This is a genomic window from Georgenia sp. TF02-10, from assembly GCF_022759505.1.
Classification (GTDB): domain Bacteria; phylum Actinomycetota; class Actinomycetes; order Actinomycetales; family Actinomycetaceae; genus TF02-10.
In genome coordinates this window covers 3,085,083-3,101,624 of the sequence record NZ_CP094289.1, presented here as the reverse complement: position 1 = coordinate 3,101,624, position 16,542 = coordinate 3,085,083, and the positions used below count along the sequence as shown (strand labels likewise).

At 69.8% G+C, this 16,542-nt stretch carries 17 protein-coding genes, 1 tRNA gene and 1 pseudogene; 10 read left to right on the top strand and 9 right to left on the bottom strand.

What is annotated here, in order from left to right; genetic code table 11:
* Nucleotides 1-56 precede the first annotated feature (56 nt).
* Nucleotides 57-971, top strand: a complete 915-nt coding sequence (locus tag MF406_RS13975) for a RimK family alpha-L-glutamate ligase (RefSeq protein ID WP_242894865.1) — start codon at nt 57-59, stop codon at nt 969-971.
* Between the two features lie 72 nt (nt 972-1,043).
* On the opposite strand, the gene MF406_RS13970 is transcribed toward MF406_RS13975, so the two are convergent.
* Both MF406_RS13970 and MF406_RS13965 read right to left on the bottom strand, forming a co-directional pair.
* A complete protein-coding gene (locus MF406_RS13970; protein WP_242894863.1) occupies nt 1,044-1,994 on the bottom strand; it encodes a DUF808 domain-containing protein in 951 nt (316 codons plus the stop codon).
* Nucleotides 1,995-2,191: 197 nt separating this feature from the next.
* A complete protein-coding gene (locus MF406_RS13965; RefSeq protein ID WP_242894861.1) occupies nt 2,192-2,878 on the bottom strand; it encodes a hypothetical protein in 687 nt (228 codons plus the stop codon).
* 150 nt (nt 2,879-3,028) lie between these two features.
* Here MF406_RS13965 and MF406_RS13960 point away from each other — a divergent pair, with 150 nt between their 5' ends.
* Together MF406_RS13960 and MF406_RS13955 are read left to right on the top strand one after the other, a co-directional pair.
* The gene (locus MF406_RS13960) at nt 3,029-3,244 is read left to right on the top strand and encodes a type II toxin-antitoxin system VapB family antitoxin (protein ID WP_242894859.1); all 216 of its coding nucleotides are present in this window, start codon (nt 3,029-3,031) and stop codon (nt 3,242-3,244) included.
* On the top strand, nt 3,241-3,654 hold the full coding sequence (locus tag MF406_RS13955; RefSeq protein WP_242894857.1) for a PIN domain-containing protein: 414 nt from the start codon (nt 3,241-3,243) through the stop codon (nt 3,652-3,654). Before MF406_RS13960 ends, MF406_RS13955 begins: the two co-directional genes overlap by 4 nt.
* Before the next feature lie 671 nt (nt 3,655-4,325).
* Here the strand turns inward: MF406_RS13955 and MF406_RS13950 are convergent.
* The gene (locus MF406_RS13950) at nt 4,326-5,333 is read right to left on the bottom strand and encodes a RimK family alpha-L-glutamate ligase (protein WP_242894855.1); all 1,008 of its coding nucleotides are present in this window, start codon (nt 5,331-5,333) and stop codon (nt 4,326-4,328) included.
* 109 nt (nt 5,334-5,442) lie between these two features.
* A complete protein-coding gene (locus tag MF406_RS13945; RefSeq protein WP_242894847.1) occupies nt 5,443-6,999 on the bottom strand; it encodes an AbgT family transporter in 1,557 nt (518 codons plus the stop codon).
* 179 nt (nt 7,000-7,178) lie between these two features.
* On the opposite strand from MF406_RS13945, the gene MF406_RS13940 reads away from it, so the two are divergent.
* From MF406_RS13940 to MF406_RS13930, 3 genes are all read left to right on the top strand, one after another.
* Nucleotides 7,179-8,510 (top strand): M20 family metallopeptidase, encoded by a 1,332-nt coding sequence (locus MF406_RS13940; protein ID WP_242894839.1) that lies wholly within the window; start codon nt 7,179-7,181, stop codon nt 8,508-8,510.
* A 207-nt stretch (nt 8,511-8,717) separates the two neighbouring features.
* A complete protein-coding gene (locus MF406_RS13935) occupies nt 8,718-8,876 on the top strand; it encodes a hypothetical protein (protein WP_242894838.1) in 159 nt (52 codons plus the stop codon).
* A 96-nt stretch (nt 8,877-8,972) separates the two neighbouring features.
* A complete protein-coding gene (locus MF406_RS13930; RefSeq protein ID WP_305852961.1) occupies nt 8,973-9,329 on the top strand; it encodes a CatB-related O-acetyltransferase in 357 nt (118 codons plus the stop codon).
* 129 nt (nt 9,330-9,458) lie between these two features.
* Here MF406_RS13930 and MF406_RS13925 read toward each other — a convergent pair whose 3' ends face one another.
* Nucleotides 9,459-10,406 (bottom strand): hypothetical protein, encoded by a 948-nt coding sequence (locus MF406_RS13925; RefSeq protein ID WP_242894836.1) that lies wholly within the window; start codon nt 10,404-10,406, stop codon nt 9,459-9,461.
* Complete coding sequence (locus tag MF406_RS13920) at nt 10,403-10,927, bottom strand: hypothetical protein (protein WP_242894834.1); 525 nt, start codon at nt 10,925-10,927, stop codon at nt 10,403-10,405. Before MF406_RS13920 ends, MF406_RS13925 begins: the two co-directional genes overlap by 4 nt.
* A 161-nt stretch (nt 10,928-11,088) precedes the next feature.
* Between MF406_RS13920 and MF406_RS13915 the strand changes: the two genes are divergently transcribed.
* Together MF406_RS13915 and MF406_RS13910 are read left to right on the top strand one after the other, a co-directional pair.
* Nucleotides 11,089-11,262, top strand: coding sequence for a hypothetical protein (locus tag MF406_RS13915; protein ID WP_242897936.1), 174 nt, complete (start codon nt 11,089-11,091; stop codon nt 11,260-11,262).
* Nucleotides 11,263-11,301: 39 nt separating this feature from the next.
* Nucleotides 11,302-12,002, top strand: a pseudogene (locus tag MF406_RS13910) (hypothetical protein); the annotation flags it as partial.
* A gap of 65 nt (nt 12,003-12,067) precedes the next feature.
* Here the strand turns inward: MF406_RS13910 and MF406_RS13905 are convergent.
* From MF406_RS13905 to MF406_RS13895, 3 genes are all read right to left on the bottom strand, one after another.
* Nucleotides 12,068-12,143 (bottom strand) — tRNA-His (locus MF406_RS13905).
* A 91-nt stretch (nt 12,144-12,234) separates the two neighbouring features.
* Complete coding sequence (gene orn / locus MF406_RS13900) at nt 12,235-12,882, bottom strand: oligoribonuclease (protein ID WP_242897804.1); 648 nt, start codon at nt 12,880-12,882, stop codon at nt 12,235-12,237.
* A 147-nt stretch (nt 12,883-13,029) separates the two neighbouring features.
* A complete protein-coding gene (locus MF406_RS13895) occupies nt 13,030-14,439 on the bottom strand; it encodes an alpha-N-arabinofuranosidase (protein WP_242894832.1) in 1,410 nt (469 codons plus the stop codon).
* Between the two features lie 255 nt (nt 14,440-14,694).
* Here MF406_RS13895 and MF406_RS13890 point away from each other — a divergent pair, with 255 nt between their 5' ends.
* Both MF406_RS13890 and MF406_RS13885 read left to right on the top strand, forming a co-directional pair.
* On the top strand, nt 14,695-15,615 hold the full coding sequence (locus tag MF406_RS13890) for a carbohydrate ABC transporter permease (RefSeq protein WP_242894831.1): 921 nt from the start codon (nt 14,695-14,697) through the stop codon (nt 15,613-15,615).
* A complete protein-coding gene (locus MF406_RS13885) occupies nt 15,612-16,511 on the top strand; it encodes a carbohydrate ABC transporter permease (RefSeq protein WP_242894829.1) in 900 nt (299 codons plus the stop codon). Before MF406_RS13890 ends, MF406_RS13885 begins: the two co-directional genes overlap by 4 nt.
* The last annotated feature ends 31 nt before the right edge of the window (nt 16,512-16,542 follow it).

Genomic DNA, 16,542 nt, shown 5'->3' with positions numbered 1-16,542 from the left:
GAATGCCGCCCGACGTGCCGCCCGACGTCGGTACCGGCCCGCGATAGGTTGAGCGGGTGTCGAAGCCGATCGTGACCCTGGCCACCTGCGCCGCGCTGCCGAACCTGGACGAGGACGACGCCGGCCTGCCCGACGCGCTCGCCGAGCGGGGGATCGAGCCGCGCGTCGCCGTCTGGAACGACCCGGACGTGGACTGGGCCGAGGCCGGGATGGTGGTGCTGCGCTCGGTGCACGACTACGCCAAGGACCGGGAGGCGTTCCTGCGCTGGGTGGACTCGGTGCCCCGGGTGGTCAACCACGCCGACGTGGTGCGCTGGAACACCGACAAGCACTACATGGTCGAGCTGGCCGAGCGGGGGATGCCGGTGATCCCGACGGTGTGGCTCGAGCCCGAGCGGGGGCTGACCAAGCACCAGGTGCACACCCGGTTCCCGGCCAGCGGGGACTTCGTGGTCAAGCCCGCGGTGTCCTCCGGCGGGCACGGCACGGGCCGCTACACCGCGAACGACGCCCGCTCCCGGCAGCAGGCGGTGGGGCACGCCATGGAGCTGCTCGAGCGGGGCCGCAGCGTCATGGTGCAGCGCTACCTGGAGTCGGTGGACAAGCGTGGCGAGACCGCGCTGATCTACATGAACGGCCTGGTCTCCCACGCCGTCGAGAAGGAGGCCATGCTGCACGGCCCCTACCGCGAGCAGGGCGAGGAGCCGACCGAGGTGGCCCACGCCCGGGAGGCGACCGCCGCGGAGTGGCGGCTGGGGGAGGAGGCCCGCGCGGCGATCCACTCCTACATCAAGAGCCGGCTGGGCCGCGACGAGCAGCTGACGTTCTCCCGGATCGACGTGGTCGAGGGGGAGAACGGCCAGATGCACGTCATGGAGGTCTCCCTCGTGGACGCCTCGCTGTACCTGTCCACCACGCCCGGGGCGCTGGAGAGCTTCGCCGACGCGATCGCGGTCCGCGCCTTCTGGTAGGCCGCGCGCCGCGGGCCCGCCGACTGGACGACCACGAGCCGGGCCGGACCTCCCCGCCGCTGGGCCCTCGGCTCAGTGGTGCGCTCCGCTCGTCTTCCGCCGCGGGACCAGGTGCATGACCGCGACGACGACGGCGCCGACGACCAGCCCGATGACCGCCGAGGCGAGCGTGTTGACGAGCCAGGTCACGGCCCCGCTCAGCGCGCCCAGGCCGCCGGCGACGGCCGCCTCGAGGTGGTGGACCAGCGCGTAGGGGCCGTGCCAGCCGAGCTCGTCGACGCCGACGAGCAGGATGTGCCCGCCCACCCAGAGCATCGCGACCAGACCGACCACGGACAGCACCGCCATGACCTTGGGCATCGCCCTGACCAGGAACCGGCCGACGCCCTGGGACGCGCCCGACTCCCGCCCGGCGAGCCGGAGGCCGATGTCGTCCATCTTCACGATGAGCGCGACGACGCCGTACACCAGCGCGGTGATGCCGAGCGCGACGACGATGAGGATCAGCGCCCGGTTGAGCACCGGCTCGTCCGCCACCTCGTTGAGCGCGATGACCATGATCTCGGCGGAGAGGATGAAGTCGGTGCGGACCGCGCCGCTGACCATCGTCTTCTCGTGGTCCTCGCCCAGCGCCGCGGCGGGCTGCGCCGTCTCCTTCTTGTGGCGTCCGGTGACGTACTCCAAGAGCTTCTCGGCACCCTCGTAGCTGAGGTAGAGCCCGCCGAGCATGAGGATCGGCGTGAGCAGCCACGGGATGAACGTGCTGAGCAGCAGCGCCGCCGGGAGGATGAACAGCAGCTTGTTGCGCAGCGAGCCGGCGGCGATGCGCTTGATGATGGGCAGCTCGCGATCGGCGGTGAAGCCGTGGACGTAGCGCGGGGTCACCGCGGTGTCGTCGATGACGACGCCCACGGCCTTGGCGCTCGCCCGGCCGGCTGCGGCGCCGATGTCGTCGACCGACGCCGCGGCGAGCTTGGCCAGGGCAGCGACGTCGTCGAGCAGGGCAGCAAGGCCACCGGCCATGGGATCACGCCTTCCGTTCGTGCAGCCATCGGTCGGCCCGTGCCGCAGGGCTGCCGTGAGCATAGGGGCCAGGCGGCGCGGGTGCCGAGCCAGGACCCCGCGCGGTCCCACGTGCCGCCCGTCGCGGGCAGACCGAGGAGGACGACGGCGTCTGGGCCGGTGGCGTCACCCGAGCTCGGTCTCGGCTGCCCTGCCTGTCAGTCCGGGCCGACGCCGGCCGCGCCGGCCAGGCGCAGGATCTCCTCGGCGACCACCGCCGGCGCGTGCAGCTGGTGCAGGTGCTGACCCTCGAGCCGGCCGGTGGGCCACCCGCGCCGGGCCGCCGCGGCCAGTTCCTCGCGGTAGGTGTCGCCGAACGCCAGGTAGCCCCCGGGCCGCTCGTCCCAGCCGGCCGGCACCTCGAGGGAGGAGCGGAAGAAGGACAACGGCAGGCGGTGGGCCTCACCCTCGACGCGCTCGCGGTCGTCGTCGTTCGGGTACAGCCCGGTGACGTCCTCCGCGCTCCACCACTGCGTCCACGGCGGGAGGATGCCGTCAGCGTCGGCGAGCGCAGTGAGCGAGCCGAGGAACGGCTCCTCGGCGACCGGAACCTCGCCAGAGGCGGGTGGCAGGAGCGCGTCGACGAAGACGTAGCCGACGACGGGCCTTGCCATCGCGAGGCGCGGGACGAACAACCCGGCGTTGCTGTGCGGCACCAGGACGAGGCTGCCCGCCGTCGGCAGGGACGTGAGGAAATGACCGAGCACGTCCGAGGGGCTCCGCGGCGCACGCGGCATCGCCGGAACGTCGCGCACGTCGACCCCGCGGCCTCGCAGGACCGCCGAGACCGGCGCCCACACCGCCGGGCCCAGCAAGGGACTCGCGAGGAGCGCGAACGTCACCATGCCCGGATGGTAGGTGCCGGGGCTAGCAGTGGTGGTGCGTCCTCTCGCAGCTGCGCGACGACCTGCGCGAGAACAGGCTGGTCAGTTCTGTGAGTTCTTGCGCCTCTCGGTATATAACTGCTTATATGACGAAGGAGAGGAGGGTGCACCATGGCCATGACCAGCGTCGACCTGGATCCGCAGCTGATTGAGCGCGCCAAGGCGCTCACCGGCGAGCGGTCGAACCGTGCCGTGCTTGATCTCGCGCTGCGCCGTCTTATCGCCGCCAAGCAGAAGGGCGCGATGATCGAGGGCATCGCAGAACTGACTGATCTCCCGGTGGAGCTCGGCGCGCCGGTCGCCCCGCCTGCGTCCCCGGCCTCGTGACCGACTACCTGGTCGACAACTCCGTCTGGGCCCGGCTCGCCAGCGGCGACGCCGGTATCGCCGCGCGGCTGCGCCGCATCGAGCGCGCGCCGGCCGACCTCTTCGTCACCTGCCCGCCGCAGGTGTTCGAGTTCTGCCACAGCGCCCGGACGCCCGAGGAGCACGCACGCTACCGGGAGCGGATCTCCCTCGGGTTCCCGCTCGAGCGCCCGCCGGACGAGTCGCTGGTGCTCGACGTCCAGAGCGCCCTGTGGAGCGCGGGGCTCGTCCGCGCCGCAGGCGCAGTGGACATCCTCATCGCCGGGTACGCCATCGTGAACGACGCGACCGTGCTGACCGCGGACCACGACTACGACCACATCGCCAGGGTCACCGACCTGCGGCACGAGTACATCGCGCCCTCGTCGTGATGGCGCGACGAGCGAAGAGCCCGTGGACGCCATGTCCACGGGCTCTTCGCCGTCGATGCCTCACCGCGTGTCGCGGGCCGGGTCGGGCCGGGCCTCGGGCGCAGCGGACCTGCTCGGCGGCGCGCAGCAGCACTTCGTTGATGGCTAGGCGGCGCCGGATACCGGCACGATCCCTCCGCGTGCAGGGTGCCAGCACCAGCGATGACTCACCCGACCCCGAGAGCCCGGTCAGTGCGACCTGCTGGTTGAGCGGGATGTCCAGTCAAGGTTGCGGAGGTGGTTCACCCGGGCCCCGCGAATCTCGATCGCGAACGGTCCAGCGGCCCGGTGCGCGCTCGTGAGGCGGGCGGCTGATGGTTCGGCCCCAGCATGGTCACCTCCTCCTGCCACCCTGCCACCCTGCCTCCGCGGCCGCCGGTTCCGCCTCTGCGTCTCGCGACGGCGTCTGCGACCGCTGTCTGGGGCGCGAAGTTGACGAGCCGGAGGGAGAGCGGCCTGCGGGCGGGCACGGAGCTGACGAGCCCGCGGGGAGAGGGGTGGTGGGGCGGCGGGGGTCAGCGGCCGAGGTCCGCGGCGAGGGCGAGAAGGTCGCGGCCCAGCGCCTCGGCGTGGGAGCGCAGGTCGCCGCCTGACCCGGTGGGCGCCGCCTGTGGGCGGCCGGTGCGGGCCCCTCAGCGGCCCGCGGGCACCGCCTCGACCAGCGGGTAGGCCTCGCGCAGCAGCCGGCCCAAGTACCGCGCGATCTCCCGCGGCCCGCTCTTGGGGGCCACGGCCTCGACGTCGGAGTTGTAGTTCGTGTTCGTGTTGACGTCGTAGGTCAGCGTGCGGCCGTCCACCGTGCGGATGTTCTCGATGCCGGTGACCTCGATGCCGAGGCGGCGGGTGAACTCGACGTACTGGGCGACGATCGGCTCCTCGGCGTACCCCTCGCGCAGCGAGAAGAGGCCCACCGCCTCGTCCGGCGCCATGGCGATCGTCGCCCCGGGGGGCATGATCGGCCGGCCGGTCGTCGGGTCGATCGCGCAGGCGTCGGCGGGGCACAGCTGGAAGCCGCCGCGCTCGGTGTCCCCGCGGACGGCGTAGACGAGCTCGTGCCCGACGATCTCTACCCGGGTGATCCCGCCGTCGGCGGCGACGACGTACTCCTGGATGAGGGTGATGCCGTCGACCGGCTCCTCGTACTCGTCGCCGCGCACGTAGGCCCCGAGGTCCTCGTACGTGTCGAACCTGCGCACGCCGAGGCCCTTCCCGCCCTGGTTGTGCTTGGTGACGAACGGCGTCGGGAAGCCCTTCGCCGCCTGAAGGACCTGCTCGCGGCCGACGGCGGCGACCGTGCGTGGCGTGTCGATTCCGGCGGCGCGCAGGGCGGTGAGCTGGTCCACCTTGCTCATCTCGAGCTCGAGGACCCGGCGCCCGTTGACCACCCGGCGGCCGTGCGCCTCGAGCCACGAGAGCACGGCGCGGGCGTAGTCCTTGGACAGGCCGTGCTCACGAGTGTGCGACGACGCGCTGATCCGCGACCAGAAGATGCCCTCCGGCGGCGTCGAGTCCAGGTCGAGGGTGCCGTCGAGGAGCAGCCACTCCTCCATGGGCAGGCCCTCCGTGGCGAAGGCGGCCGCGAACGGCGGGAACCACTCGGGGTTCTCGTGCAAGGCGTAGATCTTCGGGGGCTGTGCCACGGGCCGTCCTTCGTCTCGGTGTCCTCCACGTCTAGCACGTCCGGCCGCCGGGGTATTCCGGCGGGCGCGCGCCGTCCGGATCGTGGGCGCGTCCCAGCGGCGGGCCGGCTCAGCGGTCGAGGAAGATCCCGTTGCCCGGGCCGAGCGGCAGGTCGAGGACGTAGAACACCGTGAGGATCGCGGCCCACACCAGCCAGAAGCACAACGTGAAGGGCAGCAGCCGCGCCATCACGCTGCCCAGCCCCGCCTGCGGCTCCCAGCGCCGCAGGAAGGTCAGGAGCACCACCATGTACGGGTTGAGCGGCGTGATGATCTGGGTCGCGGAGTCCCCGACCCGGAACGCCGCCTGCGTGAAGGCGGGCTCGTAGCCGATGAGCGCGAACATCGGCACGAAGACCGCCGCCATGAGCGTCCACAGCGAGGAGCCGGAGATGATGAACAGGTTGAGCAGCGACGCCACGACGAGGAAGCCGAGGATCGCGCCGTAGCCGGTCAGGCCGATCGACTCGAGCGCGTCGGCACCGGTGACGGCGATCCATGACCCGATGCCGGACCAGTTGAACAGAGCGATGAACTGGCCCAGGACGAAGGCGATGACGAGGAAGCCCATCATGTCCGTCAGCGCCTGGCCGAACATCTTCGGCACGTCCGCGAGCTTCGTGATGGTTCCCGACAGCAGGCCGTACACGACGCCCGGCACGATGAAGAGCGTGAAGACGATGAAGACGATCGAGCTGAGCAGCGGGGACTCGGGGAGGTAGCCCCCGTCCTCGTTGCGCCAGGGCGAGTCGGGCAGCACCGCGGCGACGACGATGACCGCGGCGGTCAGGACGAGCGCGACGATCGCGGCCACGAGCGCCCGGCGCTCCCGGGGCGTCGACTCCGCGGTGACGTCCGCGTCCAGCCGGCCGCCGTCGTGCTGCTCGACCGGCACGCCCTGGCGCACCAGCCGCGGCTCGAGGACCTTGTCGATGAGGAAGCCGGCCAGCGCGGCGAGGAGGATCGCCGAGACGATGTTGTAGTACCAGTTCGACACCGGGTTCACCGGGGCTCCCGGGTCGGGGAGGATCTCGGCGACCGAGCTCGTGATGCCCGCGAAGAGCGCGTCGATGCTCGTGACGAGGACGTTCGTCGAGTACCCGGCGCCCGCGGCCGCGAACCCGCCGAGAAGCCCGGCCACCGGGTGCCGGCCGGCGGCGCGGAACACCATGGCGGCCAGCGGCGGAATGACGATGAACGCTGTGTCGGACATGACGTTGCCCAGCACGCCCACGAGACCCACGGCGTAGGGCAGCGCCCACCGTGGTGCCGACCCGAACACGGCGCGGATGGCGCCGGAGAGCAGACCCGACTTCTCCGCGACGCCCACGGCCAGGAGGATGGGCAGCACGGTGACGAGCGGCGGGAACCCGACGTAGTTGGGCCCGAGGTTCTCCGTGAACCACGTCAGACCCTCGGCGGTGAAGAAGCCGTTGATCTCCGTGACCTCGTCGCTGCCGGGCATCCGGACGCTCACCCCGGCGAGCGCCATGAGGGTGGAGGCGACGGCGACGACCGCGAAGAGGATGAGGAACAGAGTGAAGGGCTCGGGCAGCTTGTTGCCCGCGCGCTCGATGCCGGCGAGCAGCCGGTCGGTGCGGGTCGTGGCAGTCCTGGGCGTGCTCACGCGCCTCCCCTCATCGACCCGCAGCCGCCGGGTCGCTCCTGACGATCCGCCGCGCCCCGCCCGGAGGCCCGGCATGTGCCCGGCGAGCCTAGGTCGGCGCACACCCGCGCTGCAGCGGGTCCAGCATGTGGCCGCCGGTGGCTGCCGCCCGCGATCGGCCCGGTCCTTACGATGCGAGCATGACGAGCCAGGACCCGCCGAGCACCGCCTACCTCGACCACATCGTCGCCGAGACCGCCGAGCGGCTCCGGACCGCGGACACCGAGCCGAGTGAGACGGTGGGCGGGGCGCCGGCGGACATCGCCGACCTCGTCGAGCGGGCCACGGACGGCGTCGCCGGTGACCTCGATGAGATCGTCCGGCGGCTGCACGCCCGCCCCGAGACGGCGTTCGAAGAGCACGAGAGCGCGCGGCTCCTCGTGGACGTCCTCGCGCGCCACGGCGTGCCCGCCGAGCTCGGCGCGCACGGGCTGCCGACGGCGTTCCGTGCCGAGGCGGGGTCCCTGCCCGGCCCCACGATCGCCATCTGCGCCGAGTACGACGCCCTGCCCGGGATCGGTCACGCGTGCGGGCACAACGTCATCGCCGCCGCCGGCGTCGGCGCCTTCCTCGCCCTGCGGGACGTCCTGTCCGGCGAGCACGGGCCGGCGGGCCGGGTCGTCCTGCTCGGCACGCCCGCCGAGGAGGGCCGCAGCGGGAAGGAGGTGCTCGCCCGCAACGGCGCGCTCGAGGGGATCGACGCCGCGGTCATGGTCCACCCCTACGGCCTCAACGTCGCGGACCAGGTCTGGCTCGGCCGGCGCCTCCTCACGTGGACCTTCACCGGCCGGCCTGCGCACGCCTCGGCGCAGCCCTTCATGGGCCGCAACGCGCTCGACGCCGCCACGCTCGCCTACCAGGGCATCGGCCTGCTGCGCCAGCAGATGCCGCCGAGCGACCGCATCCACGCGACGATCATCGAGGGCGGCACCCGGCCGAGCATCATCCCCGAGCGGGCCGTCATGCGCCTCTACGCCCGGTCCAAGTACGCCGACACCCTGCGCGACCTGTCGCGCCGGCTCGACGACGTCGCTCGCGGCGCCGCGCTGATGACCGGCACCGACGTCGAGATCACCTGGGATGACGGGGCACCGCCGTCGCTGCCCGTCCGCACCAACCACACCCTCACGGCGCGGTGGGTCGCGGCGCAGCGTCGCCGCGGCCGGGACCCGCTCCCGACCGGCGTGCTGTCGGAGACCCTCGCCGCGTCCACCGACTTCGGCAACGTCAGCTTCCGCCTGCCGGGCATCCACCCGCTCATCCAGGTCTCCGACCCGGAGGTGGCTCTGCACACCGCCGAGTTCGCCGCCGCGGCGGGCAGCGAGGCGGCGGTCTCGGCGGCGCTCGACGGCGCGGCCGGCCTGGCGCTCACGGCGCTGGACTACCTCTGCGACGCCGACCTGCGCGCTGCCGTGGCCGCCGAGTTCGCCGCCCAGGGTGGCCCGGTCGACGTCGAGCACTACTTCGACTGACCGGCGGCGCGCAAACGTGCGGGTCATCCGCGCGGGGGGGGCGCTGTGGTTGGGGATCCGTCGCGGCGTGCCGGTGGTCCTGCGCCAACCGTCCACCGTGCCACCCTTTGGGCAAGGAGACCGCAAGAGATCCCATCCTGCGTGCGTCCTCGATGAGCACGGCCACGGCCAGGCCGACGCACCCGAGCCCCACACGAAGGAGCTCCGATGACCACTGTTCCCGATCCCAATAAGCTCACTCCGACCACCCGGGGCGATCTGACCAACGTAATCTTCCTGAAGAATCAGGTCACCTCGGAGCTGATCGAGGTGGGGGACTACACGTACTTCGACAACGAGGGTGACCCCAGGCCCTTCGAGCAGTGATGCGTCAAGTACCTGTAGGCCGGCAGCGGCTCATCATGGGACGGTTCACCACCGTCGGACCGGGCGTCACGTTCTCATGCCGGGCGGCGCCACCCGATGATCGGCCCCTCGACCTACCTGTTCACCATGTTCGGAGGCACCTGGACCGACAACACGATGGACACGTTCCTCAGTATCGACAAGCCTGGTGGCACGGTGGTCGGCAACGACGTGTGGATCGGCCGGGACGCCACCATCATGCCGGGCGTCACCATCGGGGACGGCGCCGTCCTCGGGGCCCACAGCATCGTCACGAAGGACGTCGCGCCCTACGAGGTCGTTGCAGGAAACCCGGCCCGCCGGTCACGATTCTTCGAGAAGGGGACCGAGCTGCTCCTCAGTACCAGGTGGTGGGACTGGCCGATCGAGAAGATCACGCAGAACGCGGCCACCATCATGGGGGTCACCCTCTGAGCTGGCCGACCTATAGCTCTCCGGCTTCTCTATGGGCAGACGGCCGCACCCCGCGGTGGAGTTTTCTGGCTGACTGGCTGATCGAACTCACCCAGCAACTGTGAGTCGCTCGACGTCGGAGTGTGGGCGTCAGGACGAGACGTCCTGTTTCGACCCGGCCTCATAACTGCGGTCGGTGAGGTAGCTGTGAAGGTAGTCATCGGCCAGGAGGCGCGGAATCTTGTGTCGGTGCTGGGGGGCGGAATCGAACTTGAGGCCCTTCTCCCCGTCGACTTTGGAGGTTGCGATGTCATACTCGGGATGTTCGCCGACGAACGTCACGAGCTTCTTCGTCGTCAAGTGCCTGGCGTACTCCGGGTCGTCACTTATCAGCCGCGCTACATGGGCCATTTTTGCGCGCATCGACGGGTCGGCCATGACCGCTGCCTCAAGTTCGGCATACCCGTCAATGCGGATGTGCGTCGTCACGGACTTGAGAGTTGTTTTCGCGAGCTGCCGGGCCTTGGCTGGGGCCCGGAGCTTAGTCTGCACCAAGGTTACGGTGTTGAAAAACACGAACCCCGAGACCGTAAGCGCCTCGAACCGGGGCTCGTAGTAAATTACTTCTCCGGTCAACGGAACATACACGCCATCGCGGGGAACCAGCGGGATGCCGCGGGCACGACGGGTCGCGATTCCCGCCCCCTTCAACCGGTACGCGACGATCTGCCCGTCTCCCGTGCCGATCGAATGTGCCATCGCCACGACCGGCTCGGTGCCGTTGTCGTCGGGAACATCACCCTGCCGGATGAGTGCGTCGATAGCGGCGAGTTCAGGGATGTCCGCCAGTGCTTCGACAAGAACCTGCGATGTACTAGTCTGGTACGACGGGTCGTACGCGAGGAACTGCTTGCGTGCCATCGTCTCGGCAGCGTGGGTGACGTCTGCGACCACGTCCGCGGCCATGTTGCCGACGAGGCCGAAGCGTGTCACCTCGGCTTCACCGAGTGCGGCTCCACGTAGTACATGGTTGTCCAACGTGTCAGGCCCGGCATCAAGGGCTTCTTGGAGCGCCTGCCGCGCTGACTCTGCACTCATGTCCGCCCTCCCCATTGAACAGCGATGTTCTCACTAAGGTACCGGCCCCGTACGCTGCCGCGCTGCGGTATGTGCCGCCGGCGGGTGAGTAGCATCACGATCGTCCCATTCTCGGTGGTCACCTCGTACAACCGGAAGCCGATCACCGCGAGCGTCGGGTTGAGGTGATACAGGCTCGCACGGACGTAGATTACCACCATCAACGCGAGCAGCACGAGTGTTGCGACAAGCGTAGCAACCTCCGGTGGCGCGAACGCTGCCACGACGACCGGCACCAGGTAACTTGACGTGAAGGCGAGCACCCGTTCGTCGGCGTGACGAACCGAGGTGGACACCACTGTCCGTTCCTGGATCTTCGCCACGCTCGCCAGCACCAGTGCCAGGAACAGCACTGCCACGAGGCAGGTTCCCAGGATCACCCATCCCGCCCAGCCGAGCTGGTTCATGCGAACGAGCGCGAGAACGGCGACGAGCGGCGCGAACGCCGACGCCAACAGCCCCACTCCCGTCAACCACTTCATACCCACGACTCTAGATCCGACCACTGACAACTCACCGAGGCTCCGAGGCTGAGGTTCGCTCACGAGCGGTGCCGCCGACACGAGTGGACGACCCTCGCAGGTAACGGACGGACTGCCGCGCAGTCCGCCCCATGCGAGTCGATCCGTCAGGAGGCCAAACGGTGTTCGAACCCATCACTGCTCTGTTCGCCGTCTCGGCCATGGTGCCGATGGCCATCGATATCGACCCCAACGACTCCGGCCTGCTCGGCATGGGGCAGGTGTGCACGATCGTCGGTGTCGTGACCATCGGTCTCATCGGGCTCTCCCCAGATGAGGGTGTTGCGCAGCGATGACCGGCGGGGGCGGGGCCGGCAGGGTCGGCGCGTCGCTGCCTGGGAAGTGTCGGAGTCTCCCATGATGGGAGTTCCTACCCTGCCCACCGCGAAGACCTCGACGCGCCTGTCGGCACCTTCAACCGTCCAGACCTGACCACGTTCGCCGGCGTGGACAACCTCTGCCTCGCATCCATCGGGCGACACCTGAAGCCCGACCGCGCGTCCCGGCTGCCCGTCGTGGCCGCGGACGCCGACGGCTGGTACCGCCGGTGCGGGCGCGAGGGCACGGGGAGGGACACGATCGTCCTGCGCCTGTCGCACGAGCCGCTGGGCTGGCGGCCCACGATGTTGGAGGTGCTCGCCGTCGTCGCCGGGCACCGCGTCCGGGCCGGGCGGGGGGCGGGTGTGGCCGCTACCGATGCTCCGGCGGGTGCGGGTACGTGTGGGGCCAGGACACCAGCCGGGCGGCCGAGCCGCGGGCAAAGCTGACCCGGCGGGCGGTGCGGTGGGCCCTGGAAGCAATAGTCGTCCAGCACCTGACCGTGGCGAGCATCGCCAACGCCCCGGACGTCTCCTGGAACACCGGCAACACCGCGGTCCTCGCCGAAGCGGAGGGTCCTGATCGGCGACGCGCACCGGTTCGACGGCGTCACGGCCATTGGGGTCGACGAACACGTCTGGAGCCGCACCAGGCGGGGGACAAGCACGCCGCCGTCATCGTCGACCGCACCCCGGTCCAGGAGGGCACCGGCCCGGCTACGGCTGCTGTGTGCGAACCCCGACCGAGGGCGGTTCCTCGGAGAAAACTCATATCTCGAACAGTTGGGGTGAGTGACGGGACTTGAACCCGCGACATCCGCGACCACAACGCGGCGCTCTACCAGCTGAGCTACACCCACCATCGCCGCCGGCACGCAGGCACGGCAGCGGTAGACAAGCATAGCTGATCGGGCGGGCTGCCCTGGCACCGCCGCCGACGGCGCTGCCCGGTCAGCGCTCCACCGGCGCGCCCTGGGCCTCGGGGTCCGACCGCTGCGCCACCTCCTGGGCCAGCCGCGCCACCGCGGCCGACGTGGGCGCCGCCACCACCTGGGCGGCGGCCTGCTTCACCGTCGCGGAGTCCGGCCCATCGCCGGCAGGGAAGAGAGCGGCACGGTAGTAGCGCAGCTCGTCGATCGACTCCAGAATGTCGGCGAGGGCCCGGTGGCCGCCGTTCTTCGTCGGGGCGTGGAAGTAGGCCCGCGGGTACCACCGCCGGGCCAGCTCCTTGATCGAGGAGACGTCGATGATGCGGTAGTGCAGGTGGTCGACCAGCTCGGGCATGTCCCGGTCCAGGAAGGTGCGGTCGGTCCCGACGGAGTTGCCCGCCAGCGGCGCCTTCCGCGGCTCGGGCACCCACCGGCGCACGTACGCCAGCACCCGCTCCTGGGCCTCGGCCATGGTCAGGCCCGAGGCCAGCTCGGTCAGCAGCCCCGAGGAGGTGTGCATCTCCCGCACCACGTCGGCCATCTGGTCCACCGCCCCCGGCGGCGGGGCGATGATCACGTCGATGCCGGGGTCGAGCGGGTTGAGCTCGGAGTCGGTGATGACGACGGCGACCTCGACCAGGGCGTCGACGGCCAGGTCCAGCCCGGTCATCTCGCAGTCGATCCAGACGATCGCGTCCCGGGCTCCGCTGTTCTCGCTCACCCCGACAGGCTAGTCGTCGCCCGGCGTAGCCTCGCGAGTTCGGGTCACCCAGCGATCCCCGCCCCTAGACCCCCGAGACGCGCTCGCCGGGCACCATCAGGCTGCTACTCGCACCGTGCCCCACGACGCCCTGGGCAGGGAGACCCGGAGCACGCCGTCGTCCAGGGTGACGTCGGAAGCCGCCCGCGGCTGGACCGGCCGCGACGCGGACGCGCGCAGGTACGGGTCGTTCCCGCCGAGGACGAGAGCGTCGACGACGTGGGTCACGCCGAACCCCCGAAGATCAACCTCGAGGGACATCGAGTCACTGACCGAACGATTCGTCGCAAACACGTTCAACGACGAGGCGTCTTCGTCCCACGTCGCGACCGCGTCGACCGTCGGCACCTGTCCGTGCTTCGCCGTCTCGTGCAGAGGCGACGACAGCGTCCCGTGGAGGACCACGCCGGATGCTCGCTGCGATGTCAGTGCGAACGGGTGGAAGGTCGTCTGCCGCCACACGCCGCCCCCAGGTTCCGTCATGATCGGGGCGATGACGTTCACGAGCTGTGCAAGGGCGCCGACCCGTACACGGTCGCTGTGGCGCAACATCGAGATCAGCATGGAGCCGACGACGACGGCGTCCGCAACGGTGTAGTGCTCCTCGAGCCGGCGGCCGCCCGCGTGCCAGCCCGGCTCAGTCTCGCGCGGTGCTGTCTGGTACCAGACGTTCCACTCGTCCAGCGAGATGTCGATGTACTTGCTGGCCTTGCGCACGGCCCGGACGTGGTCCGCAGTGTGGATGACATCTTCGATGTACCGGTCGAGGTGGACACCCGAAGCGAGGAAGCTGGCGAGGTCGCCGTCCTGCTCGAAGTAGTAGGCGTGGGCCGAGATGTAGTCCACCTCGTCGTACGTCTCATGCAGGACGACACGCTCCCACTCGGCGAACGTGGGCATGTCGGCGCCGGACGAGCCGCATGCCACGAGCTCCAGGTCTGGGTCGACGCTACGCATCGCGCGCGCGGTCGCACGCGCGAGCAACCCGTAGTCGTGAGCCGGCTTCTGGCCGACCTGCCAGTCGCCGTCCATCTCGTTCCCCAGGCACCAGATCCGGATGTTGTGCGGGGCGGGGGAGCCGTGGGCGCGGCGCAGGTCCGCCAGGTGCGTGCCCGACTCGACGTTGCAGTACTCCAGCAGGTCCACCGCCTCCTGGACGCCGCGGGTGCCGAGGTTGACCGCCATCATCGGTTCGACGCCGGCCGCGCGACACCAGGTGACGAACTCGTTCAGGCCGAACCGGTTCGTGTCGAGGGCGTGCCAGCTCAGGTCGAGACGGGTCGGCCGCGCCTCGACAGGTCCCACGCCGTCCTCCCACCGGTAGCCGCTGACGTAGTTGCCCCCGGGATAGCGCACGGTGCTCACGCCGAGCTCGCGGACGAGCTCGATGACGTCCTCCCGGTTCCCGTACCGGTCGGAGGCGGGGTGCCCCGGATCGAAAATGCCGCCGTACACACCGCGTCCCATCTGCTCGACGAACCCCCCGAAGAGGCGACGACGAACGGGGGCTAGCACGGCGGCGGGGTCCAGACTCAGGTGCGCGACGGGCACGAGGCACTCTCTCTTCGAACAGGCCCCAGACAGCGCCAGCTCACGCGGCGCGACGGGGTGATTGACAGCGGAGAGGTCCGACCCTCACATCTCCGTGACCGTTCACGGAGCCGCCGCCGGGCCGCACCGGCCTCATGCCGTGAACGCTCACGGCATCCAAGGAGGTATAACGTGGAGCGCAGACGCCGGGCCGCTCGCGGCTACTGGCGCGAGTACCTGTCGGTCTCGCCGTTCTTCCTGGTCTTCGTCGCGTTCTCCGTCATCCCCCTCGGGTACGCGGTCTACCTGACGACCCAGAAGTGGGACGGGCTGGGACCGTCCGAGTTCGTCGGATGGGGCCAGTGGGAACGGTTCTTCGAGCAGGGCGACTTCTGGCCGGCGATGTGGAACACCATCCTCATCTTCCTGATGGGGCAGGTGCCGGTGGTGATCGGTGCCCTCATCGCGGCGGTCGTGCTGTCGCGACCGCGCCTGCGGGGGAGGGGCTTCTACCAGTCGGCGTTCTTCCTGCCGCAGGTGACCTCCCTCGTGGCGATCACGGTCGTCTTCCAGTCGTTCTTCAGCGGGCGTTTCGGCTTTGTCAACGTCATCGCGCACTACCTCGGCCTGCCGGTCGTCGACTGGCTCAACAGTCCGTGGGGAACCAGGATCGTGATCGCCCTCATGATCTTCTGGCGTGGTTTCGGGTACTTCCTCGTCCTGTTCATGGCTGGCCTCTCGGCTATCGACAGGTCCCTCTACGAGGCAGCCAGGCTCGACGGAGCCGGCGGGGCCCGGATCTTCTGGTCGATCACGGTCCCGCTGCTCCGGCCCACGCTGCTGTTCGTCATCCTCACGGGCACCATCTCCGGGCTGCAGATCTTCACCGAGCCGCAGCTGCTGTTCAGCGGCCAGAGCGGCCCGGACAAGGCGGGCCTGACGATGATGCTGCTGCAGTACCAGTACCTCGGCGGCCCCGGCTCTCAGGCCGGATACTCGCCGGTCCCCACCGACCTCGGCTACGCGACCGTCATCGGATGGGCGATCTTCATCCTCCTCCTTGTCATTGCGCTCTTCAACTACAGGTTCCTCAGGAAGCCGGTGACGGTGTGACTACCACCCTCATGCACGAGCGTCCGCAGGCAACGAGCGACGCCGACGAGCGGCCCGGAGCGTCTCCGCGGCGCCTGCGCCTGACCAACGTCCTGACCCACCTGGTCCTGGGCGTTGCCCTCGTCATCTTCGCCTTTCCGTTCTACTGGCTCGTGGTCATGGCGACGAGCTCGACCTCGGAGATGTTCACACTGCCGCCGCGGCTGATCCCGGGCGATGAGTTCATCGCCAACTTCACCAAGGTGCTGGAGAGCACGCAGTTCGGTACCGCGTTCTTCAACTCCCTGTGGCTCACCACGCTGGTCGTCCTGGTGCAGCTCTTCCTGGCGTCGCTGGCGGGCTTCGTCTTCGCCAAGCGTCGTTTTCCGGGGCGTGACCGGCTGTTCGCCGCGCTCCTGGTGACGCTGGTGCTGCCTACTGGCGTGTCCCTGGTGCCCAGCTACCAGATCTATGCCTCGCTGGGCTGGCTCAACACCTTCCTCCCTCTCATCGTTCCGAACATCGTCACCGCATTCGCCGTGTTCTGGATGCGCCAGGCCGCCGAGAGCTCGATCCCAGACGAGCTGCTCGACGCCGCCGCGATCGACGGCGCCGGATTCCTGCGCACGTTCTGGTCGGTTGGGCTGCCGGCGCTACGCCCCTCCCTGGTCGCGCTCGGGATATTCCAGGTGATGTGGACCTGGAACGATTACCTGTGGCCGCTGCTCGTGCTGGGCGACCCGTCGCAGTTCACGCTGCCGATCGCGATCCAGCAGCTCAAGGGCAACTACGGGAACTTGGACTACTCCGTCGTGATGGCCGGAACGCTTGTCGCGACCCTCCCTCTGATCATCCTCTTCTTCTTCCTCCGTCGGACGATTCTCGAGAACGTCACGGCGGGGGCGCTGAAGGGCTGACGACAACCACCCCCTACACCCCCACGCACAG